The following is a 24,037-nucleotide window of genomic DNA, read 5'->3' on the forward strand; positions in this document are numbered from 1 at the left end:
GCTAAGATCCGGGCAGATTTCCGCAGGCATTTTACCTTTCGGCCGGTTGTGCGCCCGGCCGATCCGGTTGGGCCCGGCTCAGCCCGGCAGGCGGATATGGCCCACCGCCTTTTGCGCCGCCTCCTCCAGCGCCTCGGGGTAGCCCGCATCGGCATAGCGGATCACGCCCAGCGCGGTATCGTTCGAGAGCGCCAGCCGCAGCCGGGTCTCGGCCGCCGCACTGCCTTCGGCCACGATCGTCACCCCGGCGGAGGTCATGTAGCCCGCATAGCCGCCGCCGCCCGAATGCACCGTGACCAGATCCGCGCCCGAGGCACAGAGCGTCATCGCATCCAGCAGCGGCCAATCGGCGATCGCATCCGATCCGTCGCGCATGTTTTCGGTCATGATATTGGGATGCGCCATGCCGCCCGCATCCAGATGATCGCGCGAAAAGGCAATCGGCCCGGCCAGCTCGCCCGAGGCCACCATCCGGTTCACCGCGACGGCCAGATCGGTGCGCTCGCCATGGCCCAGCCAGGCGATGCGGGCGGGCAGCCCCTCGAAGGGGATGTTCTCGCGCGCCAGCCGGATCCAGTTCGTGACGATCCGGTTCTCGGGGAACATCTTCAGCACCAGATCGTCGATGCGGGCGATGTCCTCGGGGTCACCCGACAGCGCCATCCAGCGGAACGGGCCGATGGCGCGGCAGAAAAGCGGGCGCAGATAGGCCTCGGTGAAGATCGGGATGTCGAAGGCGTTTTCCACGCCGCCCTGTTTCGCCTGGGTGCGGATCAGGTTGCCGTTGTCGAAAACCTCGGCGCCGCGGCTTTGAAAGGTGAGCATGGCGCGGACATGCTGCGCAATCGAGGCCCGGCCCGCCGCGATCAGCTCCTCGGGGTTCTGTTCGCGCAGACGGCGCACGCGGGGCAGGTCGTAACCGGCTGGAACATACCCATAAACCAGATCATGCGCCGAGGTCTGGTCGGTGACGATATCTGGCGTGATGCCGCGCGCGGCGATCTCGGGATAGATCTCGGCCGCGTTGCCGATGAGGCCGACCGAGGTCGCCCGCCCCTCGGCCCGCGCGGCGTCGATCATCGCCAAAGCGCTGTCCAGATCGGGGGCGATGGCGTCGAGAAAGCCGATCTGCTGCCGCATTCTGGCGCGGGCTTCATCGACATCGACGCACAGGATCGCCGCCCCGGCCATCCGCCCCGCCAAGGGCTGCGCGCCGCCCATGCCGCCCAGACCCGCGGTCAGGATGAACCGGCCCTTCAGGCTGCCATTGAAGCGGCGTTCCGCGATCCGCATGAAGATTTCATAGGTGCCCTGAATGACGCCCTGCGAGCCGATATATTGCCACGCGCCCGCGGTCAGGCCCCCCCAGCAAATGAGTCCCTTGCGTTCAAGGTCGTAAAACACCTCGGCCTTCGCCCATTGCCCGACGAGGTTGCAATTCGCCATGATCACCATCGGCGCGCCCGCATGGGTTTTCAGGATGCCCACCGGCTTGCCCGATTGGATGATCAGGGTCTCGTCTTCGTCGATTTCGGTCAGGCTTTTGACGATGGCGGCATGGGCGGGCCAGTTCCGCGCCGCCTTGCCCAAGGCCGCGTAAACGATCAGCTTTTCGGGGGCCTCGCCAACGGCAAGCACGTTTTCCAAGAGCCGCAACAGCCCCTCGGCGCGCCAGTTCTTCGCGCGCAGGACCGGCCCCGAAGGGATCGGGAAATCGGGGTGACGGGGGTTCGCTTCAGGCATCTTTCCCCTCCAGCGCGTATTTCGCCAGTTCAATCCCCATCGCCTTTTCGCAAGGCGGATAGACGGCCGGGTCCAGCACCCCCGCCCCCAAGGGGATCAGGCGCTTCGGCACATGCAGGATGTGAACCCGCATCCCTTCCTGCAGTTGACCGACCGAAAGCGGCTCGGCCTCGGGGGAAAGCGTGGTGATCACATCGGGGAAGGACGCGATGCGATGGCCGCCCGCATCGTCAATCGCCATATATTCGTTCATCACATGCAGCGTGATGGCCTTGTCGCCCGTGCCCAGCGTGACGGTGCCGATATCGAAAGCCTCTTTCGTATAGGTGACCGCCTTGCGGGTGATCACCCCTTCGGCGATCAGCACGCCGCCGGTCTTTTCCTGAATGGCGTCCAAAATCGCCCCCGGACCCTTCGGCTCGGCGGCCAGGATCGCATGGCCCAGATCAAGCGCCATCGAAATCCCCCCCAGCGCCGCATGCCGCGCCACATAAGACGCGCGCAGCGGATTGCGGGCCGAGGCGATGAACCCCCCCGACATGTCGGAGGCTGTGCGCAAGATGGGCGAGACCTTGGCCGTCGCGCCGCGCGTCACCAGCTCGATATACCGCCCCTCGTCGCGGTTGCCGCCCACCGCGGTCTGGATCATCGGCTCGGGGCTGCCCGCCATCCCGATCGAGCCCATGTCTCCGGTCGGATGGGCGCGGATGTCGCCCACCGCGTCGATCACCTTGCAGCCCAGAACGGCGGCCGGAAGCCAGCCGTTCAGGGTCGAGGATTTGCCGTTCTGCCCCACCATCAGACCCGCGACGGGGGTTCCCAAAGCCTCGTTCAGAAGCTGCACCGCCTTGACGTAATCAATGCCGCGCATCTCCCAGTTCGTGGTCGAGGCCGGGGCGCCGATCGCCGCCGCCGTCGCCACCCAGTCCTCGGGGGAAAGCTCATCAATCGACACCAGTTCCGGCTTGCCCAGGCCCATGGCGGCGCGACCCAGCATCCGGCCATGGTCGGCCCAGCCGCCGCCGCCCGCCGCATAGACCGATCCGCCGCGCACGGCGGGTTCGATATCGGCTTCGGTCAGGATGCGTTTCATGCGTTATCTCCTTGATTTGCCGCGTCAAAGGCCAGGACGGCCTCGGCCATCACTTCCGCCCCAAGCGCAATGTCGTCGGTTTCCGCCCATTCCTCGGGGCAATGCGAGCGTCCGTCCTTGCAGGGGACAAAGATCATCGCGGCCGGCGCGATGCGGGCGATGAAAGCCGCGTCATGCCCCGCGCCCGAGGCCATGCGGATGTGGCTGGCACCGCAGGTCTTTGCCGCCGCTTCCAGCCGCGCGATCAGCCCCGCATCCATCGGCGTCGGGGCATTGTCCGACAGCACCCGGCTTTCGGCGGTGATGCCCGGGGGCAGGGTGGTCAGCGCGGCCTGCAGCCAGTGCAGGAAATCCTCCATCTGCGCGCGGTCGACCGCGCGGGCGTCGATCAGCAGCCTTGCCGCCCCGGGCACCACATTCGCCGCGCCGGGGCTGATCGAGAATTCCCCCACCGTCGCGGTGAAATGCGCGCCCTTTGCGGCCTCGGCACGCGCCTTCGCCTCGATCATCGTCACCAGCTGCGCCGCGGCGACCAGGGCATCGGCGCGCAAGGTCATCGGCGCCGTGCCCGCATGGTCGGGCCGCCCGGTCAGCGTCACTTCGATCCGGGTGATGCCCGCAATCGCGGTGACCAGACCCAGATCCTTGCGGCTGGTTTCCAGAACCGGGCCCTGCTCGATATGAAGTTCGAAAAACGCCTTGATGTCCGTGCGTTGCGCGCTGATCTTCGGATCGCCGCCCACGTCGCGCAGCGCCTGTTCCAGCGTCCGGCCCTGATGCGTCAGCGCCAGCCATTCCGGCGGGCGCAGCCCCGCCATCGCCCGCGAGCCGATGCAGGAGACGCCAAAGACCGAAACCTCCTCGGCCAGAAAATCCGCGATGCACAGATCATGGCGCAGGGCCAACCCGCGCTCGGCCAGCATCCGCGCCACTTCCAGCGCCACGATCACCCCCGCCACGCCATCGAACCGCCCGCCGTTCGGCACGGTGTCGGAATGACTGCCCAAAAGGATCGTGCCGCAAGCGCCGGTGCCCCGACGCGTGCCCAGCAGATTGCCGCCCGCATCGGTCGTCACACTCAGCCCGGCCTCGGCGAAGCGGGCGGCCAGCCACGCCCGGCCCTGATCGAACCGGGGCGAGAACGCCCGCCGTGTCCAGGGCTGGCCCGGATCGGTGATCGCGGCGAGCGCCGCCAGATCGGCGCCGATGCGCCGGGCATTCACGCGCAGGTTTCTCATCCATGCACCGCCTGACGCAGGCCCAGCGGGCGGGCGGGACGGACGAAGCGCCCGGTGCCCGGAGGGGCGACGGTTTTGCCGTCAAAGACCTGTTGCCCGCGCAGCCATGTTCCGGCCACCGTCCAGGGAAGCTCGATCCCGTCATAGGGCGACCAGCCCGCGACGGAATAGCGGCTGGCCTTGGCGTCATAGCGCTTCGCCACGGGTTCCAGAACGGTCAGATCGGCGTCGCGCCCGGGCGCAATGCCCCCCTTGGCCGGATCGAGCCGGAAATGCCGCGCCGGGTTTTCCGCCAGAAGCCGCGCCGCCCAAGTGAGCGACACGCCGCGCTCCAGCGCGCCCTTGACGAAGAGCGGCACCATCACCTCCAGCCCCGGCACGCCCGAGGCGTTCTTCAGCATTTCCGGATGGGTCTTGCGATCTTCGGACCAGCTGACGTGATCGGTCGAGACCATCGAGACATTGCCCGCCGCCACATGCCGCCAGAGCGTTTCCACCTCGGCCCGGGGCCGGATCGGCGGGTTGATCTTCGCCTTGCCGCCCAGCCGCGCGACATCGTTTTCCTCGTCCAAGGTCAGGTAGTGAATACAGGCCTCGATCGTCGCGTGATGGCCCTCGTCGCGGTAGCGCTTGGCGATCTCGTAGCCGCGGCCAAGCGAGCAATGCACGACATGCGCGGGGCAGCCGGTCGCCGCGCTGGTTTCATAGATCTGCAGCAGCGCCAGAATCTCCGTCATCGGCGGACGCGACAGCCCATGCGCGCGCCAGTCGGTGATGCGTGATGCCTCCACCGCCGCCATCGCCTCGCGCACGAAGGCGTCGTCCTCGTTATGCACGCCGGCCGCCAGCCCGGTCTTGGCCACTTCGGCGAAACAGGCCATCAGCAGCGCCGGGGGGATGCGCGGAAAGCGTTTCGGATCGGTGCCGAAGGTCGAGAATTTGAAGCCGCAGACCCCGGCCGCGGCCTGTTCGGCGATCCGCGCCGGGCCCTCGGCCGGGTCGATCGTGCCGTAAAGCGCCACATCGACCCGCGCCCGCGCCGCGGCCTCGGCGGCCTTGATCCGCACGGCCTCGGCCGAACAGACCAGATTGCCCTCGTCATAGGGCATGTCGACGATGGTGGTGACGCCCCCCGCGGCGGCGGCGGCGGTCGCGGCGGCAAAGCCCTCGGCCCCCCTTTGCGACAGCGCATGCACCTGCGCATCGACCGCGCCGGGCAGGATCAGCGCCGCGCCCAGATCGTGACTTTCGCGCGCCGCGGGGGGCGCGCCTTCGCCGATCAGCGCCACACGGCCGTCGCGCACGGCGACGAAGCCGCCTTCCACCTCACGCTCGCACAGGATCACCCGCCCCGACAGGACCAGATCGAAATCGGACATGCTCTCTCCTCACTGCGGCCGGATCTGCCCGGCGCGGCGCGCAGACCAGCTCTCAAGCCTTTGGAATGCTTCATAGATCAGGATGGCCAGCAGACCGGTGATCAGCCCGCCCTGCACGACGAAGGCGGGATTGGCCGACAGCAGCCCGGCAATGATCACCTCGCCCAGCGTCTTTGCCGCGACGGTTGACCCAATGGTGGCGGTGGCGAGCGAAATTACGGCCGTCAGCCGCACCCCCGCCAGAATGACCGGCAGCGCCAGCGGCAGTTCCACCTGCCACAGCCTTTGCCGCCGGGTCAGCCCCATGCCGCGCGCGGCCTCCAGCACCGCGGGCGGCAGGGTCGAAAGCGCGGTCAGGGTGTTTTCAAAGACCGGCAGCAGACCATAAAGAAACAGCGCCACCAGCGTCGGCCCGGCGCCAAAGCCCATCGCTGGCACGGCGAGCGCCAGCACCGCGACGGGCGGAAAGGTCTGGCCCACCGAGGCGATGGTGCGGGCGAGCGGCAGGAATTCGCGCCCCGCCGGACGGGTGACCAGAACGCCCCCCGCGACGGCCACAAGGGTCGAGCCGGTGACGGCGAGGCCCACCAGCGCCAGATGCGACAGCGTCAGGCTCAACAGGCTCGTCTGCAGGTAAATCGGCGGCGCGTTGTTGCGGGTCAGCGGGCGGAAGACCTCGGCAAAGCTTTCCGGGGTCAGCAGAAGCGCCGCCAGAAGCGCCGCCGCCAGCATCAGAAAAACCCGTGCGATCATGGCCTTGACCCTTCGGCCCGGGCCTGAAGCGCCGCCAGCGTGACGATGCCGCCCCCCGCCACCGGCAGCGCCGCGCGGCCTTCCCACAGGCACAAAGCCAGCGCCTCGCGCAGGCTGGTTTCGGGGGCAATGGCTGTGCCCGGGGCCTCGCCCGGCTCGCGCAGCGCGGCGACCGTGGCAAGCGACAACAGCCGGAACGGGCGTTCGGCCGCGCCCACCAGCGCCTCGACAAAGGGGGTGGCGGGGGCGGTCAGAATTTCGCTGGGCGGGGCGAATTGCAACAGCCGCCCCTTGTCCATCACCGCGATCCGGTCGCCAAGGCTGATCGCCTCCTCCATGTCATGGGTGACGATGACAAGGGTGGTGCCCAGCTGGCGCTGGATCGCGCGCAGATCGGCCTGCGCCTTGGCGCGGATCACCGGATCGAGCGCGCCGAAGGGCTCGTCCATCAACAGCAGTTCGGGCCGGGCGGCCAAGGCGCGGGCCACACCCACCCGCTGTTGCTGCCCGCCCGACAAAGCATGGGGCAGCCGGTCGCGATAGATGGCGGGGTCAAGGTCGAAAAGCTGCATCAGCTCGTCGATGCGGGCGGAAATCTCGGCCTCGCGCCAGCCCAAAAGCCGCGGCACGATGGCGATGTTTTCGCCCACGGTGCGGTGCGGGAAAAGCCCATGCCCTTGAATCGCATAGCCGATCCGGCGGCGCAGCAGATGCGGCGCGATCTTCGCCGCCTCCGTCTCGCCGATCCAGACCCGCCCTTCGGTGGGCTCGACCAGCCGGTTGATCATCCGCAACAGCGTCGTCTTGCCAGAGCCCGAGGTGCCGACCAGCGCCGCGATCTGACCGGTTTCCACTGTCAGGCTGACATCCTCGACCACGGCCCGGCCGGAATAGCGCTTGCTCAGATGGTCAAGGCGGATCATGGCGCGCTCCGGTCTTTGGGTCGCGACAGCGTCTCGATCACCAGATCAAGGCCGATGCCCGCGACAAGGGCAAGGAAGATGGTGGGCAAGGCGCCCAGAAGGATCAGGTCCATCGCGGTCTGATTGAGGCCCTGAAAGACGAAGCTGCCAAAGCCGCCGCCGCCGATCAGCCCGGCGATCACCGCCATGCCGATGTTTTGCACCAGCACGATGCGCACCGCGGCCAGCACGACGGGCAGGGCCAGGGGCAGCTCGACCTGCCGCAGCACCTGGGCAGGCGTCATGCCAAGCCCCAGCGCCGCATCGCGTACCGCGGGCGAGACCGACGAGAGCCCGACCCAGGTGTTCGACACCACCGGAAGCAGCGCATAAAGGAAGAGCGCCATCAGCGCCGGAAAGGGGCCGATCCCCGCCACGCCCAGTTCGGCCGCGCCCGGAACATGCAGGGCAATCCAGCCGAAGATCGGGATCATGATCCCGAAAAGCGCAAGTGAGGGAATGGTTTGCAAAAGGTTGAGCAGGGTCAGCACGGGCTTGCGCAAGGGCCGCGCCATGAAGATCGCGATGCCGAGCGGCAGGCCGATGGCAAAGGCGAGCCCCAGCGAGCCGAAGGCCAGAACCAGATGTTGCCAAAGCGCGCGCGCGAACATTTCGGCGCGGGCGGCATATTCGATCATCACCGAAAGCCGATCGAGCCAGCCCGAGGCCAGAAGCCCCGAAAGCGCTGCGACGGTTCCCGCCAGAAGGGCCGCGCGGGCCTTCAGCCCGGGGCGCAGCCGGGCCAGCGCATCGGTGGCCATCAGCGCGAAGGCCAGCCCCAAAAGCCAGAACCCCGCCGCGGGCGAGACCCGGGCCATGCTTTTTCCCGCGGGCATCAGGCCGCGCGCGGCAAGGCCAAGGGCAAAGAGGCTCAGCCCCAGCCCCAGCGCCGCCAGCCCAAGCCGCAGCCCCAGCCCGCGGCGCGCGTCAAGGCCAAGGCCCAGGATCGCCGCCATCGCCAGCGCAATGGCCCAGCCCATCGGCCCGGGCAGCGCCGCCATCAGATCCAGCCCCTGTCCCGCCACGATGCGGTTGGGCTTGAGCTGCACCAGCGGCAGCCAAAGCCCGACCGCCCCGGTCAGCGCGACCAGAAGGCCGGGGGGCGACAGGGCCGAGAGGGCGGGCAGGGCGAAACGCATCTGTCACCTCGGGCAGGACGGGGGCGGGGAGGGGATTTTTCGGCGGTGCGCGCGAAAACCCCGCAGGGGCGCGCACCGCCGTTTGAAAGGGGGGCGTGAGGGCGCCCCCCCTTCGGGTGTCACTTGAGGAAACCCCGGGAGGTCAAATAGTCCTTCGCTACCGCTTCGGCCGGTTCGCCGCCCACCTGAATGCGACCATTGAGGTCCTGCAGCGTCGTCAGATCGAGCGAGGCGAAGATCGGCGCCAGCACCTCGGCGATCTGCGGATTGGCTTTCAGCACCTCTTCGCGCACCAGGGCCGCGGGCTGATAGACCGGCTGCACCGACTTGTCATCCGCCATCACGGTAAGGCCAACCGAGGCGATGGCGCCATCGGTGCCGTAAACCATCGCGGTATTCACGCCCGAGGTCTGCGCCGCGGCGGCGGCGATGGTGGCGGCAGTATCGCCCCCCGACAGCTGCACGATCTGATCGGGCGCAAGCGTGAAGCCATAGGTGGTCTGGAAGGCGGGCAGGGCGGCGGGCGCGGTGACGAATTCGGTCGAGGCGGCCAGCTTGATCGTGCCGCCGCCCGCGATGAACTTGCCCAGATCCGACATGGTTTTCAGATTGTTCGGTTCCGCCACATCGGCGCGCACGGCGATGGCCCAGGTGTTGTTCGCGGGCGCCGCGGGCAGCCATACGATCTTGTTCGCCGCCAGATCAAGCTCGGCCGCGCGGGCCGCGCCCTTGGCTGCATCCTTCCAGACCGGGCTGTCGGCCTCGTTGAAGAAAAACGCCGCATTGCCGGTATAATCGGGATAGATGTCGATCTGCCCGGCGATGATCGCATCGCGCAGGATCGGCGTTCCGCCCAGCTGCAGCTTGTTTTCCACCGGCAGACCGGCGTTTTCCAGCGCCAGATAGATCATGTTGCCCAAAAGCCCGCCCTCGGTGTCGATCTTCGAGGAGACGGTGATCGGATCGGCGAGCGCCGCGCCCGCCAGCAGGCTCAGCGCCGCGGCGGCGGCAAGGGATTTCGTCGGGGTCATCTCATCTCTCCTGTCGGATGGGGGAAGGCTGGTTGGTCCAGCTTGTTGTAGAGGGTCGTTTGCGTCAACGTCGGCATCGGCGCCAGCACCGGGGTCTTGGCGTCAAGGCTGGCGCGCAGCGCGGTCAGCCGCGCGCTCAGCGGAATATCGCCCGCAAAGGGCGGCACATGGGCGCGCACCTGCGCCGTCAAGGTAGCGGCAGGCCCCACCGGATCAAGCCCGCGCAGCGCGATCGCCTGCACCGAAAGCAGGGCCGAAATCGTCAAAAGCCAGCCGAGCGCCTCGGCCTGATCGGCGATCCGCTCGGCCGTCAGCGGCAGAAGCAGGGCCTCGTCCTCAAGGCCTGCCGCCAGCGTCAGCGCATGGGGCGCCACCGGGGCGGCGGCGGCGGCGATGCGGGCGGATTGCTCCATCGCCAGCTTCATCAGCGGCCCGTAGCCCGTCGCCACCATCCCCTCGGGCACCAGATTGACCGGCAGGCCCGGCAGCTGGCCATTCGTCAGCATCAGGCATTTGTTGAACAGGTTGCGCCCCAGCATGGCCAGCGCCGCCTGCAGCGCGCCCAGCCGCAGCGACAGCTGCGCGTGATGGCTGGCCCCCGAGGTCACGACGCGGCCATCGGCCAGCACGGTCGGGTTGTCATCGACCTGCCCGCTGGCCAGATGCAGGGTGTCCAGCGCCTCCTCGGCGGCGATCACGCCGGGCGCCAGCACCTGCACCATGAACCGCGCCGAGAGCGCATCCTGCACCGAGCCGCGGGCGGGCCAGTCGGTCTGCGCCGCGGTTGCCGCGCTCAGATGGCGAGCGATGGCGGCTTCGAGCGGCATCAGGCTGGTTTCGGCCGCCTGCCAGACCGTACGATCCAGCCCCCAGGCCAGCGCCATCACCGGCGCCTGCGCCAGCGCCTGCGCGACCCGCGCCCGGGCAGCCAGGACCGCGGCCAGCGCCGCCGCCAGGCTGAAACTGTTCGAGGCGACCGCGGCCAGCCCCTCGCGCGGGCGCATCGCATGCACCGCCAGCCCGGCATCGGCGAAAGCCTCGGCCGCGGGCCGTTCCCGACCCTTGTGCAGCACCGTGCCAAGGCCCGTCATCGCCGTGGCGAGCTGCCCCAGCTGCCCCAGATCGCCGCAGCCGACGCTGCCGTGCCGGCGCATCCGCGGCAGGATGTCATGATCCAGCATGCCCGCCAGACACTCGGCGAAGGCCTCGGACACGCCGACGCGGCCGGTGGCCAAGGTGTTGAGCCGCAAGACCAGCGCCAGCCGCGCGATGCCGGGCGCGACGGGCGCACCGACCGCCACCTCATGCGCCAGCCCAAGGCTGTGATTGAACGCGGCCATGGCGGCGCCCTGATGGCACTGATGCTTCATCGCGCCGACGCCGGTGGTCATGCCATAGATCGGCTGCCCCGCCGCCGCCGCGGCTTCCAGCGCGGCGCGGCCCCGGCGCAGCGCCGCCCGGGACCCGTCGGGCAGCATCGCCCGCACCGGCCCGGCCAGCGCCGCCGCCAGACTTGCCAGCGGCAGGGGCGCACCGTCAAAACGGATCAGGGCAGGGGCATCGGTCATCGGCGGCGAGTCTCCGGTCACGCCGCGGAACGATAGGCAATTGCATCGGCTCCGGACATATGTTTTTTTCTGCACAGCCGATGCCGGGGCGGTGACGAAAAAATGCGCAGTTCAAGTCTGATCCTTGCCGAGGCGGCCTTGCGGCTGGGCTCGATCCGGCTCGCCGCCCGCGAAACCCGGGCGCCGCCCTCGACGGTGAGCCTTGCGCTGGCGCGGCTGGAACAGGAGCTGGCGGTGGCGCTGGCGCGGCGCAACACCGACGGGCTGGCGCTGACGCTGGAGGGGCGGCGGGCGCTGCCGGGTCTGGCCGGGCTGGCGGCGGGCCTGCGGGCGCTGCAGGGCTGTCCTGGCGCGGCGGTGCCCGAGCGGCCGCTGACGCTGGAGACGCTGTTTCGCGTGGTCGAGGCGCTGCGGCAGGGCTCGATCCGCACTGCGGCGCGCCAGATCGGCATCGGTCAGCCGCAGCTGTCACGCCAGCTGGCGCTTGTGGAAAGCGTTCTGGGTCAAAGGCTTGCCGAACGCGGCGATGCCGGGCTTGTGGCCACGGCGGCGGGGCAGGCCTTCGAGGCGCAGGTTGCGGCGCTGGAGACCGGCTGGCAGGCGCTGCGCGATCCGGGGCAGGCGGTGGCGCCCGCGCCGCAGCGACGGCCGATCAGCATCGGCACCGTCATTCCCGCCACCCCCGAGGGCGAGCTGGCGCGGATGCTGGGCGGTCTGATCCGCCGCCTGACCTTGCGGCATGGGCTGAGCTTCACCCTGGTCTCGACTTTGGCCGAGGATCTGCTGAGCGGGCTCGACAGCGGGCGGTTCGACTGCATCTTTCTGGATGCGCGGCTGCGCGACCGCTATTACAGCCAGATCGAGCTGCGCCGCTCGCCCGTTGCGCTGTGCGGTCTGCCTGCGGGGCTGGTGCGCGCGGGCGCGATGATCGAGCCGGTGGTGCTGCGCAAGCTGCTGGCGACGCATCCGCTGGTGCTGCAATCGCGCCGCAGCGGGCTGCGCCAGCGCGCCGAGGCGTTTCTGGATGCCCATCTGGGCCCGGACTGGCGCGGGGCGGCGCGGGTGCTTGATATCGACGCGCTGCCGATCATCGTCAATGTGCTGGCGCAGGGCGGCTATGTCAGCGTGCTGCCCGAACATGTCGCGCGCACCACCTTTGCCGGGCGGCATGTGCTGTTGCCCGATGCCCATGACCAGCGGCTGATGCTGACCTGGCGCCATTCGGGCCGCTCGCGCCGGATCGCCGAGATGATCGCGGCGGAACTGGCCGAGGGGCAGCGGGACTGAGCCCTTTGCCTCGACCGAGGCCATCGCCGAGGTCGTGCCCCCGGTATCCCCATGACCGCCGGGGGCCCAAAGGCCCCCGGCCAGCGCCGGCCCCGCCCTCGGCGGGCGCTTCTCGCCCAAAGGGCGCAGGCGCTGGCCTCTGTTGCGCTTGGGGAAGCGGTCCCTGCAAGGCCGTGGTCGCTGCGGGCGGGGAAACGCGGGTCGCGTTTCCTGCTCCGCCCGACTGAGTCGTTCGGGGCTCGGTCAGCCCCCCACCGCCTCCAGCCAGCCCGCCGCCACCTGACGGCGATGCGCGGTCAGCGCGTTGCGCATCAGCATCGCCACCGTCACCGGCCCGACGCCGCCCGGAACCGGGGTGATCCAGCCCGCCACCTCGCGCACCGCCTCGGTGTCGACATCGCCCAAAATCCGCACCTTGCCCGCCGCATCGGTGACCTGATTGATCCCGATGTCGATCACCGCCGCGCCGGGCTTGATCATCTCCGGCCCGATCAGATGCGCCTTGCCCACCGCCACGATCACCACATCGGCCCGGCGCGAATGCATCGCGACCGAGCGCGTCATGTGGTGGCACACCGTCACCGTCGCCCCCTCGGCCATCAGCATGAACGCGACGGGCTTGCCGACGATTTCCGAATGGCCGATCATCACCACCTCAAGCCCCGGCAGCGCCAGCCCGGTGGCCCGCACCATCTCCACCGCCGCCGCCGCGGTGCAGGGCGCAAGCGCGATGTCGTTGTAAACGATATTGCCGATCGAGGCCGGGTTCATCCCCTCGACATCCTTCAGCGGGTGGATCGCCGATTGCAGCGAGCGCACATGGATATGCCCGGGCACCGGGCGTTGCAGGATGATCCCCAGCACCGAAGGATCATCGTTCAGCGCGGCGATCTTGCGCTTGCAATCCTCCTGCGTCGCCTGTGCGGACCAGATCACCTGTTCGAAGGGCAGCCCGGCCCTTGCGGCGGCGCGGGCCTGATTGCGGACATAGACCTCGATCTCGGGCGAGGGCCCGATCGAGATCGACACCAGCCGCCCGACCGGATGGGTCCGCGCCGCGGTCTCAAGCTCGGCGCGGATCTGGGCCAGAAGCCGCTCCTGCACGGCCTTGCCGTCGATGATCCGGTGATCGCGTCTGTCGGCCATGGCGTTTCCTTTCGGGCTGAGCGGCTTGGCGGCAGCATGGCACGCCGCGGCCGCCGCCCGCGCCTCGGGGCCGACGCATCGTTTGAAAAAAGCGTCAGACCCCCGGGCCTTCGACACGCAGGCTCGACCGGCCGCCGCCTTCCTTGCGCACGGCGATGCGGGTGGCGATGCGGGCCTGCATCGCCTCGACATGGCTGATCACGCCGACCTGCCGCCCCTGCGATTGCAGCGTCTCCAGCGCGTCGATGGCCAGATCGAGACTGCCCGCATCGAGCGCGCCGAACCCCTCGTCGATGAACAGCGTGCCCGCGAACGTGCCCTTGCCGCCCATCTGCGAGAGTGCGAGCGCGAGCGCCAGCGAGACCAGAAACCGCTCCCCCCCCGACAGGCTGCGGGTGGCGCGGGCGGCATCGCCCATGTCGCGGTCCTCGACCTGCAGCGCCAGTTCGGCGCCGCGGCGCAGCCGGTAGCGCGGGTTCAGATCGGCCAGATGGCGGTTGGCGTGATCGACCAGCACATCGAGCGTGATCGCCTGCGCGATGCGCGCAAACCGGTCGCCCGAGCGCGCCCCGATCGCCGCATTCACCGCCGCCCAGACCTCCCATTCCGCCCGCGCCGCTTCGGTTTCCCGCGCCAGATCGGCCAGCTTCGCCCGTGTCGCCGCATCGCGGGCCAGTTCCGCGCTCAGCTCGCCCAGACGGCGGGCCTGCGCCTCTGTCTCTGTTTCAAGCGCCTGCAGCGCGGCGGCCAGCGTCTCGGGCGGCTCGGCGGGCAGACCCACGGCGTCGAGCGCGGCCAGATCCGCCTGCCGCGCCGCCAGCGCCGCCGTTGCGGCGGTCACCGCATCGTCAAGCTGGCGCAGCCGCGCGCGCAGGGCCTCGATCTCGGCGCGCGGCGCGGCCATCAGATCGGCCAGCGCCGCGGGCGCAAGGCCGCTTGCGTCCAGCGCCGCGGCAAGGGTCTGGCGCGCGGCCTCCAGCGCCGCCTCAGTGGTGGAGAGCGCGCGGGCGCTGTCGTGCTGCCGGGCGGTGGCGGCGGCGGCCGTGGCTCTGGCCTCAGCCAAGGCCGCCGTGGCCGCCTCGCTTTCGGCTTTGGCCGCCAGACGGGCGGCGTTGAAGCGGCTGCGATGCTCTGGCGTCGGCGCGCCCCCCAGCAGCGGCGCGCGTTCGGCCTGCAGCCGGGTCAGGGTTTCGGCCCGCTCTGCCGCGTCCTTTTGCGCCTGATCGGCCTGCAGGGCGGCGGTTTCGGCCTCGGCCGCGGCCCGGGCGAGGCGGGGGGCAAGTTCCGCCAGCGCCGTTTCGGCCGCGGTCCGCGCCGCCTGCGCCGCCCCGACCTCGGCCACAAGCAAGGCCAGCCGCCGCGCCAGATCGGGGTCGGCCGGATCGCTTTCGCCCGCCGCCGCCAGCGCCGGGGCCAGCGCTGCGCCAAGCCGGGTCAGCTGCGCCGCGGCCTCCTGCCCCCGGGCTTCGGCAAGCGCCAGCTCCTGTGCGGTTGCCGCCTGCGCCGCTGCCAGATCGGCCCGCGCCGCCTGCCGCGCGGCCAGCGCCCGGCGCAGCGCCTCGCGCGTTTTGTCCTGTTCCGACAGGGTGTTGCGCAGCGTTCCGATGCGCTCTTGCGCCTGCGTCTCGGCCGTTTGCAGCGCCGCCAATGCGGTCTGCGCCCGGGCCAGCCCCGCCGCTTCGGGCGCCCGCGGCAGCGCCGGGCAGAGCGGATGCGCCCCGGCCCGCGCCGCGACCTCGGCCCAAAGCGCTGCGGCTGCCCCGGCTGCGGTTTCGGCCTGATCGCGCAGCGCCGCGGCCTGCGCCGCCCGCGCCGCCGCCCCGGCCAAAGCCCCTGCGCGGCGGTCAGCTGCGCCCGTGCCGCCGCGGCCGCCGCCCGGGCCGCCGCCTGATCGCGGCGCAGCACCTCGGCCAGATGCACAAGCCCGGCTTCCGCAGGGGCGGGGTGATCCTTGGCGCCACAAACGGGGCAGGGCGCGCCCGGTTGCAGCGCGGCGCGCAGGCTGCGCGCGGCCTCCGACAGCGCCAGATCGGCGGCGTCCAGCGGGGCCGTCAGCGCCGCCACCTGCGCCTCGGCCCGGGTCAGGGCCTCGGTCGCGCGGGCCGCTTCGGCCGCGGCTTCGGCGCCCTGCGCCCGGGCGGCGGCGGTCTCGGCTGCGGCGCGGGCGCCTGCCGCGGCCGCCTGCGCCAGATCGCGACAGGCGCGGTCGAGCGTCGCCAGATCGCCCTGCAGCGCCGCCAGCACCCCCGCACGCCCGGGCGGATGGGCTGCTTCCAGCGGCGCAAGCTCGGCCCGGATCGCCGCGATCTGTTGCGCCAGCGCCGCTTCGGCGGCTTGATCGGCGGCCTCGGCTGCGGCCAGACGGCCGGCCTCGGCACCCTGTTCGGCACCGCGCGCCTGTGCCGTGGCCTGCGCCCGCAGCGCCGCGGCCTGCGCCGCGCGGGCGGCTTCATGCTCGCTCAGATCGCGGCGCAACTGCCCCCAGCTTTCCGCCAGCGGCAGCACCGGACGAAGCCGGTCCAGATCCGCGGCGGCCTGCTGCCGGGCGGTTTCGGCACCGCCGCGCGCGGTTTGCAGATCGGCGAGCCCCTTGGCCGCCGCCGCCTGCGCCGCCCGGGCCGCGCCCGCCTTGGTTGCGGCCGCCCCGGCCTCGGTCCCGGCGGTCAGGATCTGCGCATCAAGCCGCGCCGCCTGATCCCAGATCGGGGCAAAGTCCTTGAACGCCTGTTCGCGCGCCTCCAGCGCCGCCTGCGCCCGGGCGGCGGTTTGCGCCGCCACCCCGGCGCGTTCGGTGGCGGCAAGGCTGGCGGCCTGCGCCGCCGCCAGCGCCTCATGCGCCGCCTGCAGCGCCTTTTCCGCCCCGATCTGCGCTTGCCAGGGCAGCCGCAGCGGCGCGGCCAGATCAAACTGCGTCAGCCGCGCCCGTTCGGCCCCCGCCGCCGTTTGCGCCCCCCGCGCCAGATCCGCCGCCGCCCCCGCTGCCGCAAGCTGCGCCTGCGCCTGTTGATGGCGCTGATGCTGCGCCAAAGCCTCGGTCAGCGCCCGGCGCCTTTGCGCCGCCGCGGTATTCGCGGCCTGCAGCTGCCCCGCCTCGGCCTCCAGCGCCGCGCGGGCCGCGTCGGACAAAAGCGCATGATCCGCCGCCCGCGCGACACAGGCGGCATGGGCGGCCCGCGCCGCCTCGGTCCGCTCATAGACCCGGATCGAGACGGCGCGGTAAAGCCCGGTTCCGGTGACCTTTTCCAAAAGCTCGGCGCGCTCGCCGGTATCGGCGCGCAAGAAGGCGTCGAAATCGCCCTGCGCCAGCAGCACGGTGCGGCGGAATTCCGCATAGCTCAGCCCGGTCAGCGCGGTGACCTGTTCGGTGACGGCCTGGGTCTGCGCCGCCAGCACCTGCCCGTCCGAGGCCCGCGCCAGACTGCGGGCAACGTTTTGCAACCGGCCCTCGGCGCGGTCGCGGGCCCGCCGCGCCACCCAGCGCGCGATATATTCGGTGCCGTCGCGGGCGGCAAAGCGCACCTCGGCCCAGCCCGTCGCGGCGCCGCGGCGCAAGATCGCGCGGCTGTCGGCGGCGCTGATCTCCTCGCCCGCGGCATCGGGCACCCGGTCGCCGCGCGCCCCCGCCGCCAGCCGCGGCGCATCGCCGTAAAGCGCCAGGCACATCGCATCGAGGATCGAGGATTTGCCCGCCCCGGTTTCCCCGGTGATCGCGAAAAAGACCGGCCCCGGCAAGCGGCGGGGCGGTGAAGTCGATCGCGAAAGGCGCCGCGAGGCTGGCGATGTTCTGGCCGGAAATCGACAGGATGCGCATGGGGTTACACCTCGGACAGCGCGTCGCGAAAGGCGCTCAGGTGGCGGGGCTCGGGCTCGGTGCCGTGATGGTCGCGAAAGGCCGCGGCGAAAAGCGCCTCGGGCGTGGTCCGGCTCAGCCCCTGCGGCGGCGGCGCGGCGGCGGTTCCGGTCTCGGGCCGGGTGATCGACAGCCCGGCGAGCCGCACCGGCAGGGCCTCCAGCGCCACATCAAGCGCGGCGGTGATTTCGGTCACCGGCCGGTCGGCAAGCAGCGCGAGATAAAGGAAGGGCCCCTCGGCGCGCGGGGTCTTTTCCAGCGCCAGTTGCGCCAGCGCGGCGGTGATCTCGGGCAGGGGGGCGGTGCCCTGTGCGGGCAGGCGCAGCACCGGCACCGGGCGCGGCAGGGGGAATGTGGCGGGGCGGCGTGCCATGCGCCAGATCCAGCAGCGTCACGCCATGGTCATAACCGATTTCGGTGGCCGAGAGCGGAAAGGGCGATCCGGAATAGCGCAGCCGCCCGCCGTCGAGCGATTGCGGCTTGTGCAGATGGCCGAGCGCCACATAGGCCAGCGCGGGCGGAAAGACATCGGGCGGCACGGCGTGATCGCCGCCGATCAGGATGCGCCGCTCGGCGCCCGCGCTTTCCAGCCCGCCCGCGCAGGTCAGATGCGCCATCGCCAGAAGCGGCAGACCCTTCGCCCGCACCGCGGCCCGCGCCACCGTCTCGGCCAGCAGCGCCCGCACCGCCGCTTCGGCGCCGTCTTCCTCGGCGCCCAGCCGCAGCCCCGGCAGATCCGCCTGCCGCAGGAAGGGCAGGGCCAGCAGATGCGCCCGCACCGCCCCCGCCCCATCGCGCAGCGCGATCAGATGGCGGTCAAGATCAATGCCGCCCTCCGGCCCGCGCGTCAGCGTGCCCAGCACATGCACCCCCAATTCGCGCAGCATCGCCTCGGGCGCCTCCAGCCGCTGCGCCGGGTCGTGGTTGCCCGCGCTCAGCACGATCTGCAGCCGCGGATTGGCACGCAGATAGCCCGCCAGCGCCGTGTAAAGCAGCCGTTGCGCCTCGCCCGAGGGGTTGAGCCCGTCAAAGACATCCCCCGCCACCAGAAGCGCATCCACCCGTTCCGCCACAAGGATCTCGCCAAGGCGGGTCAGAAAGGCGCGGTGCTCGGCCTCGCGCGTCCAGCCGTTCAGGGTCTGTCCGATATGCCAGTCGGCGGTGTGCAAAAGGCGCATGGGGGGCTCGTTTTCGGGGCGAGTCTGGGGGGAGCAGCCGCATGGGGCGCGGCCGCGGTGCCACCCTAGACCGGGGCGGTGCCAAGGGCCACCCGAAATCCCGCCCCGCCCCCCGTGCGGGCGCGACTCGGCGGCAAAAGGCGCTCAGTGATGGGGTAACTTGATACCTATTTCGCAAGTCTTTGAAAAGGCGCAAGATTAAGGCGTCTGTTGCGCTTGCTTTGTTCTGGAAAGTCGCGGATAAGCCCGCATCCAGTTTCCCAACCCTTCAAAGGGCGATCGACAATGAAAACCTATACCGCGAAACCTGCGGAGATCGAGAAGAAGTGGATCCTGATCGACGCCGAGGGCGTCGTTCTGGGCCGCCTCGCGACGATCGTTGCCATGCGTCTGCGTGGCAAGCACAAGCCGACCTTCACGCCGCACATGGACATGGGCGACAACGTGATCATCATCAACGCCGACAAGGTGCAGATGACGGGCACGAAGCGCGAGGACAAGCGTTACTACTGGCACACGAACCACCCGGGCGGGATCAAGTTCCGCACCGCGCGCCAGGTTCTGGAAGGCGCGCATCCCGAGCGCGTGGTGATCAAGGCGGTCGAACGCATGATCTCGCGCAACCGTCTGGGCCGCGCGCAGATGTCGAACCTGCGCGTCTATGCCGGGGCTGCCCATCCGCATGAAGCCCAACAGCCCGAAGTTCTGGACGTGAAAGTCCTGAACAAGAAGAACACCCGGAGCGCCTGAACATGTCCGATATCAAATCCCTCGACGATCTGAAGTCGGCCGTTTCGGGCACCCCGGCGGCGGCCGTGGCCGCGGCGGTGGAGCGCACCCCGGTGCGCGACGCGCAGGGCCGCGCCTATGCGACGGGCAAGCGCAAGAACGCGGTGGCGCGGGTCTGGGTGAAGCCCGGCACCGGCAAGATCACGGTGAACGGCAAGGAAATGCCGGTCTATTTCGCGCGTCCGGTGCTGCAGCTGATCGTGAACCAGCCCTTTGGCGTCGCGGGCGTCGAAGGCCAGTATGACGTGATGGCGACGGTCGTCGGCGGCGGTCTTTCGGGTCAGGCCGGGGCGGTGAAGCACGGCATCTCGAAGGCGCTGCAGCTGCATGAGCCGTCCTTGCGCGCCGCGCTGAAGGCGGCGGGCTTCCTGACCCGCGACAGCCGCGTCGTCGAACGGAAGAAATACGGCAAGGCCAAGGCCCGCCGCAGCTTCCAGTTCTCGAAGCGCTGATCCGACGCGATCTTTCGATCCGAACGGCCCCCTTTCGGGGGCCGTTTGCTTGCGGCTTTCACCTTGGTTCAAATATCCCGCGGGGGTCCGGGGGCGCGAAGCCCCCGGCCTTGCCGCTCAGGTGAACAGGAAATCGGCCGCGTTTACCGTCCCCGCCGCCACGCCGACCAGAAGGATCGTCGTGCCGCTGTCGAGCGTGATGCGCGTGTCGGCCCCGCCGTTCACCGCCGCCACCGCCACATCCGCCATCGAGCCGCCCGAAAGCACGATCCGGTCGCCGCCGGTGCCGAAATCCTCGATCCGGTCGTTGCCCTCATTCGCCCCCCGGTCGAAGACGAAACGATCCGCCCCGGCCCCGCCCGCCATCGTGTCGTCGCCGCCGCCCATGGCAAGCGTGTCGTTGCTCGCGCCCAGCCGCAGCCGGTCGGCGCCGCCCGACCGGTCGGTGAAGACGAAGCTCTCGATCCCCGAGAAGGCAATGTCATTCGACCCCATGCCGTTGAAGGTGCCACTGTAGCCGCCGCCCGCATCGGCGGTGAGATTTGTCAGCCAGACCCCGTTCGAGGCCACGTCATAGGTCACGACCAGCCGGTCGGTGCCGCTGCCGCCCGCCACGCTGTCGCTGCCCCCCATCGTCAGCGTCACCAGATCATTGCCCGCCCCGGTGCGGATCGTGTCGTTCACCCCCGCCGTCGCATGGCCGGTGATCCGGTCCGCGCCATTTCCGGTGCTCAGCGACAGGCCTTCGAAATTGCTGACCCGCCCCGAGGCGAGATAGGTCGAGACCCGGTTCAGGTCGATCACGATCGCCGGGCCCGCCGCCGAGAGATCGGCCTGCCAGATATCCGCGCCGGTGCCGCCGTCGACCCGGTCGTTGCCCGAGCCGGAATCCAGCCAGTCGTTGCCGCCGCCGCCCAGAAGCGTGTCGTTGCCGCGCCCGGTGTGCAGGATGTCGGCCACGCCATCGACACGGTCGTTGAAATAGAACCGCTCGATGCCGGTAAAGGCGATGTCCCGCGACCCCTCGCCGTTGAAGGTGCCGGAATAGCCGCCGCCGGGCAGGGCGGTCAGATCGGTCAGCCAGACCCCGTTCGTGCTGCCGGTCCAGGTGATCTCCAGCAGGTCGTTGCCGGTGCCGCCATCGGCGAAATCGCTGCCGCCGTCGCGAAAGCTCAACGTGTCATTGCCCGCGCCGCCGCGCAGCGTGTCGTTCATCTGCGCGCCCGTGCGCACCGTCAGATGGTCGTTGCCGCGCCCCGTCGTGACGTCCATCCCCTCGATATTGACCACGCTTGCCCCCGCCGCGGGGGTCGAGGCGCCGTTCAGGTCGATCACCACATCGCTGGTCAGCGCCGACAGATCGCCCTGCCAGAAGTCGCGCCCGCCCGCGCCGCCGTCGATCCGGTCCAGCCCCGCGCCCGAGCGCAGCGTGTCATTGCCCGCCCCGCCGTTCAGCGTGTCGTTGCCCGCCCCGGTCTGCAGGATGTCATCGCCCCCGGCGCGGTCGGTGAAGCTGAAACGCTCGATGCCGGAAAAGACGATGTCATTGCTGCCCGCGCCGTTGAAGGTGCCGCTGTAGCCCCCGCCCGATGTGGCCACGAGGTCGATCAGCCAGACCGAGCCCTCGCCCGGGCCGCAGGTGACGTTCAGCAGATCCTGCCCCGCGCCGCCCTCGGCGGTGTCGGAACCGCCCATGTACATCGTCAGCGTGTCATTGCCCGCGCCGCTGATGAAACGGTCGCTGCCAACGGCGGTCGCGTGGTTGGTCAGCCGGTCGTTGTTGCCGCCGGTGGTGATGTCGAGGCTTTCCAGATTGCGCAGGATCCCGCCGTTGCTGAGCAGCGACTCCCGGTTGAGATTGACCACCACTGGCCCGCCATACCAGCCGATGCTGATCTGGCCGTGGTCGATGCCCTCCCCGCCATCGATCGTGTCGGTGCCGCCCCAGCCGCGCAGGTCGTCATTGCCCGCGCCGCCCGCAAGGCTGTCGTTGCCGTCGCCGGTGATGATGATGTCATTGCCGCCCGAGAGGTCGATGAAGCTGAGATGACCAAAGCCCGTGAACAGGCAGTCGTTCGAGCCCATGCCGTCGAATGTGCCCGAATATCCCGCGGCGGGCGATGGCGCGCCGGTGCCGGGCTGGCTCAGGTCGCGCAGCCAGACATCGTTGGTGGGGGCGTTGTAGATGAACACAAGGCGATCATTCACGCTGCCGGAAACCGTGCCGACGCTGCGGTTGGTGATGGTGACGGTGGTCATGGCGTTCCTCCGATCCGGCCCCGGACCGCCCTGGCCGAGGCCATTGCCGATGCCCCAGTCTACCCCCGGATCGCCGCCGCGCCGGTGCGGCAGATCAACACGGGCGGATCAACCGGGGGAGGGCGGGCGCGCCCGGCGATTGCGGAGGAGGCCGAAGGGCGCCCCGCGACCGCAGCGCGGTCCGGGGGGCGGTTCGGGTGGCGCGTGCCGGGGTCACATCGCGGCGCGGCCTGCGATCAGGGCGGCTTCGAAGCGGCGGGTGAAATCCTCGGCATCGCCCAAAGTGCGTTCCCAGGCGCCTGCCGCCAGATGCGCCTTGAGCGCGGCGCGCCGGGCCGGATCGGTGCCGATCGCCACCGCCAGCTCCTCGTAGCCCGCCAGATCCTCGGCGATGCAGTCGGGCAGGCCGATCGCGGTGAGCAGGCTTGCCCCCATCCGCGCGGCAAAGGCGCGCCCGCGGGTGGTGATCAGCGGCAGCCCCATGCGCAGCGCATCCGAGGCGATCGTGCCCGCGTTATAAGGCGTGGTATCAAGGAACAGATCGGCCAGCGCCAGCCGGGCGCGATAGCGCGCCGGATCGGTGCGGGCGGCAAAGATCAGCCGCTCGGGCGCCAGCCCCGCCGCCGCCCAGCGCGCCGTCAGCGCCGCGCGCGATTCCGGATTGTCGTCGATGATCCAGAGCACCGAACCGGGAACCCGCGCGACGATGCGGCACCAGCGGCCCCAGACCGCCTCGGTCAGCTTGTAGTGATGCGAGACGCAGGTGAAGACCATGGCCCCCTCGGGCAGGCCCTCCTCGGCGCGGGTGACGCTGGGCAGTTCGGGCACGACGCCGTCATTGGCCTGATAGCAGCCCGCAATCCGCAGCGGACGGGGGCTGTAATCGGCCTCGGTCTCGGGTGGCACGGTGACCGCATCGCACAAAAGGTAATCGAGTTCGGGCAGCGGCACCGGGCCGATATAGCCCAGATAGGTGACCTGCATCGGCGCCGGTTTCGCCCGCAAGATCGCCGGACGCGCGCCCTTGGTCAGCCCGTTCAGGTCGATCAGGATGTCGATTTCATCGGCGCGGATGCGCGCGGCGGCGGCCTCGTCGGTCATCTCCTGGATCGGCACATGATGATCGAGCGCCGCCAGCACCCGGGCGCGCACGTCGCTGCCATCGTCGCGGGTGGCATCATAGCCCCAGATCTCGAAGCGACTGCGGTCATGGCGTTCCAGCAGTTCGGCGATCAGATAGCTCATCGCATGGCGGCAGAAATCCGACGACAGATAGCCGATCCGCAGCCGGTCGTGGGCATAGCCGCCCGCGGGGGCCAGACGCTGCGGCGCCGGGGGCACCTTGCGGTTGATCCAGCGCGCGCAGATCCCGGCCTGACGGGCCGGATCGTCGATCAGCGCCAGCGCCGCCAGCGGCCCTGCATCCTGCGCGGCCTCGTCCTCGCCCAGCCCCGGCACCCCGGTCGCGGCGGGCGGCCAGGCGGTGGTGCGCTGGCGGTTGTGCACCAGATGCTGCACCACATCGGGCTGATGCGGGTCGATCAGCAGCGCCGCCCGCGCCTCCTCGATCGCCTCGCCCAGCCGGCCGCGGTCTTCCAGCAGCCGCGCCATCTGGATATGGATCTGCCGCCGCGCCTCGGCCGGGGGCAGCAGCTCGCGCCAGGCGGCCAGGGCCGCGTCGGCCGCGCCCGCCGCCTCCAGCGCCAGCCCGCGCCCAAGCCCCGCCTGCCACAGACCGGGGCGCAGTTTCTGGGCCGATTCCAGCGCCGCCGCCGCCTCGACAGGCTTGCCCGAGCGTTGCAGCGCGACGCCAAGATTGTACCAGGCCGGGGCCGAGTCGCCGCCGCGGCCATGCTGCCAGAGCCAGGCACGATAGAGCGCCGCCGCCTCGCGCGGGGCCATCGCCTCGCCGATCGTCACCAGACCGTCCAGGCCAAGCGCGGCAACCGCGCGCGCCAGATGCGGCGCAATCTCGCCCTCGGCGCTGAACCCGCCGGGGGCGCGCAGGGCCGCGGTGATCGTCTGGGCATCGCCGGGCAGGGGCAGAAACGGAACGACGGATGGCAAGGGCAAACTCCTTCTGGATGCCGACCTTCGCAGAGGTCTCGGCGCAAAGCCTCGCAGCACAAGGTAAATCCGCCGTAAACGCGGCCCCGATTTCGGCATCCCG

Annotated in this window: 19 protein-coding genes; 3 read left to right on the forward strand and 16 right to left on the reverse strand. The window is 70.4% G+C overall.

Annotation, left to right across the window (positions count from 1 at the left end; genetic code table 11):
* Positions 1 to 78 precede the first annotated feature (78 nt).
* The 9 genes from ACTTAG_RS08000 to ACTTAG_RS08040 all read right to left on the reverse strand — a co-directional run bounded on the left by ACTTAG_RS08000 (position 79) and on the right by ACTTAG_RS08040 (position 10,906).
* Positions 79 to 1,743, reverse strand: coding sequence for a urocanate hydratase (locus tag ACTTAG_RS08000; RefSeq protein ID WP_444464973.1), 1,665 nt, complete (start codon positions 1,741 to 1,743; stop codon positions 79 to 81).
* Complete coding sequence (locus ACTTAG_RS08005) at positions 1,736 to 2,836, reverse strand: DUF917 domain-containing protein (RefSeq protein ID WP_444464974.1); 1,101 nt, start codon at positions 2,834 to 2,836, stop codon at positions 1,736 to 1,738. Before ACTTAG_RS08005 ends, ACTTAG_RS08000 begins: the two co-directional genes overlap by 8 nt.
* Positions 2,833 to 4,074 (reverse strand): Zn-dependent hydrolase, encoded by a 1,242-nt coding sequence (locus tag ACTTAG_RS08010; RefSeq protein ID WP_444464975.1) that lies wholly within the window; start codon positions 4,072 to 4,074, stop codon positions 2,833 to 2,835. Before ACTTAG_RS08010 ends, ACTTAG_RS08005 begins: the two co-directional genes overlap by 4 nt.
* On the reverse strand, positions 4,071 to 5,453 hold the full coding sequence (locus tag ACTTAG_RS08015; protein WP_444464976.1) for a dihydroorotase: 1,383 nt from the start codon (positions 5,451 to 5,453) through the stop codon (positions 4,071 to 4,073). The genes ACTTAG_RS08010 and ACTTAG_RS08015 overlap by 4 nt, the downstream gene beginning before the upstream one ends.
* A gap of 9 nt (positions 5,454 to 5,462) precedes the next feature.
* Positions 5,463 to 6,206 carry an ABC transporter permease gene (locus tag ACTTAG_RS08020; RefSeq protein WP_444464977.1) on the reverse strand — a complete coding sequence of 248 codons (744 nt, stop codon included), beginning with the start codon at positions 6,204 to 6,206 and terminating at the stop codon, positions 5,463 to 5,465.
* The gene (locus ACTTAG_RS08025) at positions 6,203 to 7,129 is read right to left on the reverse strand and encodes an ABC transporter ATP-binding protein (RefSeq protein WP_444464978.1); all 927 of its coding nucleotides are present in this window, start codon (positions 7,127 to 7,129) and stop codon (positions 6,203 to 6,205) included. Before ACTTAG_RS08025 ends, ACTTAG_RS08020 begins: the two co-directional genes overlap by 4 nt.
* Positions 7,126 to 8,307, reverse strand: coding sequence for an ABC transporter permease (locus tag ACTTAG_RS08030; protein WP_444464979.1), 1,182 nt, complete (start codon positions 8,305 to 8,307; stop codon positions 7,126 to 7,128). The genes ACTTAG_RS08025 and ACTTAG_RS08030 overlap by 4 nt, the downstream gene beginning before the upstream one ends.
* 119 nt (positions 8,308 to 8,426) lie before the next feature.
* Positions 8,427 to 9,338 (reverse strand): glycine betaine ABC transporter substrate-binding protein OsmF, encoded by a 912-nt coding sequence (gene osmF / locus ACTTAG_RS08035; RefSeq protein ID WP_444464980.1) that lies wholly within the window; start codon positions 9,336 to 9,338, stop codon positions 8,427 to 8,429.
* Positions 9,335 to 10,906: an aromatic amino acid lyase gene (locus tag ACTTAG_RS08040; RefSeq protein ID WP_444464981.1), complete on the reverse strand. Its 1,572-nt coding sequence runs from the start codon at positions 10,904 to 10,906 to the stop codon at positions 9,335 to 9,337. The genes osmF and ACTTAG_RS08040 overlap by 4 nt, the downstream gene beginning before the upstream one ends.
* Positions 10,907 to 11,008: 102 nt before the next feature.
* Between ACTTAG_RS08040 and ACTTAG_RS08045 the strand changes: the two genes are divergently transcribed.
* Positions 11,009 to 12,193 (forward strand): LysR family transcriptional regulator, encoded by a 1,185-nt coding sequence (locus tag ACTTAG_RS08045; RefSeq protein ID WP_444464982.1) that lies wholly within the window; start codon positions 11,009 to 11,011, stop codon positions 12,191 to 12,193.
* Between the two features lie 243 nt (positions 12,194 to 12,436).
* Here ACTTAG_RS08045 and ACTTAG_RS08050 read toward each other — a convergent pair whose 3' ends face one another.
* The 5 genes from ACTTAG_RS08050 to sbcD all read right to left on the reverse strand — a co-directional run bounded on the left by ACTTAG_RS08050 (position 12,437) and on the right by sbcD (position 18,367).
* Entirely contained in the window at positions 12,437 to 13,339 is a 903-nt protein-coding gene (locus tag ACTTAG_RS08050) for a bifunctional 5,10-methylenetetrahydrofolate dehydrogenase/5,10-methenyltetrahydrofolate cyclohydrolase (protein ID WP_444464983.1), read from the reverse strand.
* A 94-nt stretch (positions 13,340 to 13,433) separates the two neighbouring features.
* Positions 13,434 to 14,243, reverse strand: a complete 810-nt coding sequence (locus ACTTAG_RS08055) for an SbcC/MukB-like Walker B domain-containing protein (protein WP_444465214.1) — start codon at positions 14,241 to 14,243, stop codon at positions 13,434 to 13,436.
* Between the two features lie 530 nt (positions 14,244 to 14,773).
* Positions 14,774 to 17,071 carry an AAA family ATPase gene (locus tag ACTTAG_RS08060; protein WP_444464984.1) on the reverse strand — a complete coding sequence of 766 codons (2,298 nt, stop codon included), beginning with the start codon at positions 17,069 to 17,071 and terminating at the stop codon, positions 14,774 to 14,776.
* A gap of 83 nt (positions 17,072 to 17,154) precedes the next feature.
* A complete protein-coding gene (locus ACTTAG_RS08065; protein WP_444465215.1) occupies positions 17,155 to 17,475 on the reverse strand; it encodes an exonuclease SbcCD subunit D C-terminal domain-containing protein in 321 nt (106 codons plus the stop codon).
* Entirely contained in the window at positions 17,360 to 18,367 is a 1,008-nt protein-coding gene (gene sbcD, locus ACTTAG_RS08070; protein ID WP_444464985.1) for an exonuclease subunit SbcD, read from the reverse strand. Before sbcD ends, ACTTAG_RS08065 begins: the two co-directional genes overlap by 116 nt.
* A gap of 285 nt (positions 18,368 to 18,652) precedes the next feature.
* On the opposite strand from sbcD, the gene rplM reads away from it, so the two are divergent.
* Both rplM and rpsI read left to right on the forward strand, forming a co-directional pair.
* A complete protein-coding gene (gene rplM, locus ACTTAG_RS08075; RefSeq protein WP_444464666.1) occupies positions 18,653 to 19,117 on the forward strand; it encodes a 50S ribosomal protein L13 in 465 nt (154 codons plus the stop codon).
* 2 nt (positions 19,118 to 19,119) lie between these two features.
* Positions 19,120 to 19,608 carry a 30S ribosomal protein S9 gene (rpsI, locus tag ACTTAG_RS08080; RefSeq protein WP_136906499.1) on the forward strand — a complete coding sequence of 163 codons (489 nt, stop codon included), beginning with the start codon at positions 19,120 to 19,122 and terminating at the stop codon, positions 19,606 to 19,608.
* A gap of 117 nt (positions 19,609 to 19,725) precedes the next feature.
* On the opposite strand, the gene ACTTAG_RS08085 is transcribed toward rpsI, so the two are convergent.
* Positions 19,726 to 21,867 carry a beta strand repeat-containing protein gene (locus ACTTAG_RS08085; protein ID WP_444464986.1) on the reverse strand — a complete coding sequence of 714 codons (2,142 nt, stop codon included), beginning with the start codon at positions 21,865 to 21,867 and terminating at the stop codon, positions 19,726 to 19,728.
* Positions 21,868 to 22,080: 213 nt separating this feature from the next.
* On the reverse strand, positions 22,081 to 23,934 hold the full coding sequence (locus tag ACTTAG_RS08090; RefSeq protein WP_444464987.1) for an O-linked N-acetylglucosamine transferase, SPINDLY family protein: 1,854 nt from the start codon (positions 23,932 to 23,934) through the stop codon (positions 22,081 to 22,083).
* Between the last annotated feature and the right edge of the window lie 103 nt (positions 23,935 to 24,037).

Source organism: Rhodobacter capsulatus (genome assembly GCF_052363185.1).
Lineage (GTDB): Bacteria > Pseudomonadota > Alphaproteobacteria > Rhodobacterales > Rhodobacteraceae > Rhodobacter > Rhodobacter capsulatus_E.

Bases quoted from the DNA above. Each gene is read 5' to 3' on its own strand.
- rplM (WP_444464666.1), top strand. From the start codon at position 18,653: ATGAAAACCTATACCGCGAAACCTGCGGAGATCGAGAAGAAGTGGATC.
- ACTTAG_RS08005 (WP_444464974.1), bottom strand. From the start codon at position 2,836: ATGAAACGCATCCTGACCGAAGCCGATATCGAACCCGCCGTGCGCGGC.
- ACTTAG_RS08040 (WP_444464981.1), bottom strand. From the start codon at position 10,906: ATGACCGATGCCCCTGCCCTGATCCGTTTTGACGGTGCGCCCCTGCCG.
- ACTTAG_RS08010 (WP_444464975.1), bottom strand. From the start codon at position 4,074: ATGAGAAACCTGCGCGTGAATGCCCGGCGCATCGGCGCCGATCTGGCG.
- ACTTAG_RS08025 (WP_444464978.1), bottom strand. From the start codon at position 7,129: ATGATCCGCCTTGACCATCTGAGCAAGCGCTATTCCGGCCGGGCCGTG.
- ACTTAG_RS08050 (WP_444464983.1), bottom strand. From the start codon at position 13,339: ATGGCCGACAGACGCGATCACCGGATCATCGACGGCAAGGCCGTGCAG.
- ACTTAG_RS08020 (WP_444464977.1), bottom strand. From the start codon at position 6,206: ATGATCGCACGGGTTTTTCTGATGCTGGCGGCGGCGCTTCTGGCGGCG.
- ACTTAG_RS08055 (WP_444465214.1), bottom strand. From the start codon at position 14,243: ATGGCCGCGCCGCGCGCCGAGATCGAGGCCCTGCGCGCGCGGCTGCGC.
- rpsI (WP_136906499.1), top strand. From the start codon at position 19,120: ATGTCCGATATCAAATCCCTCGACGATCTGAAGTCGGCCGTTTCGGGC.
- ACTTAG_RS08000 (WP_444464973.1), bottom strand. From the start codon at position 1,743: ATGCCTGAAGCGAACCCCCGTCACCCCGATTTCCCGATCCCTTCGGGG.
- ACTTAG_RS08030 (WP_444464979.1), bottom strand. From the start codon at position 8,307: ATGCGTTTCGCCCTGCCCGCCCTCTCGGCCCTGTCGCCCCCCGGCCTT.
- sbcD (WP_444464985.1), bottom strand. From the start codon at position 18,367: ATGCGCCTTTTGCACACCGCCGACTGGCATATCGGACAGACCCTGAAC.
- ACTTAG_RS08085 (WP_444464986.1), bottom strand. From the start codon at position 21,867: ATGACCACCGTCACCATCACCAACCGCAGCGTCGGCACGGTTTCCGGC.
- ACTTAG_RS08015 (WP_444464976.1), bottom strand. From the start codon at position 5,453: ATGTCCGATTTCGATCTGGTCCTGTCGGGGCGGGTGATCCTGTGCGAG.
- ACTTAG_RS08045 (WP_444464982.1), top strand. From the start codon at position 11,009: ATGCGCAGTTCAAGTCTGATCCTTGCCGAGGCGGCCTTGCGGCTGGGC.
- osmF (WP_444464980.1), bottom strand. From the start codon at position 9,338: ATGACCCCGACGAAATCCCTTGCCGCCGCCGCGGCGCTGAGCCTGCTG.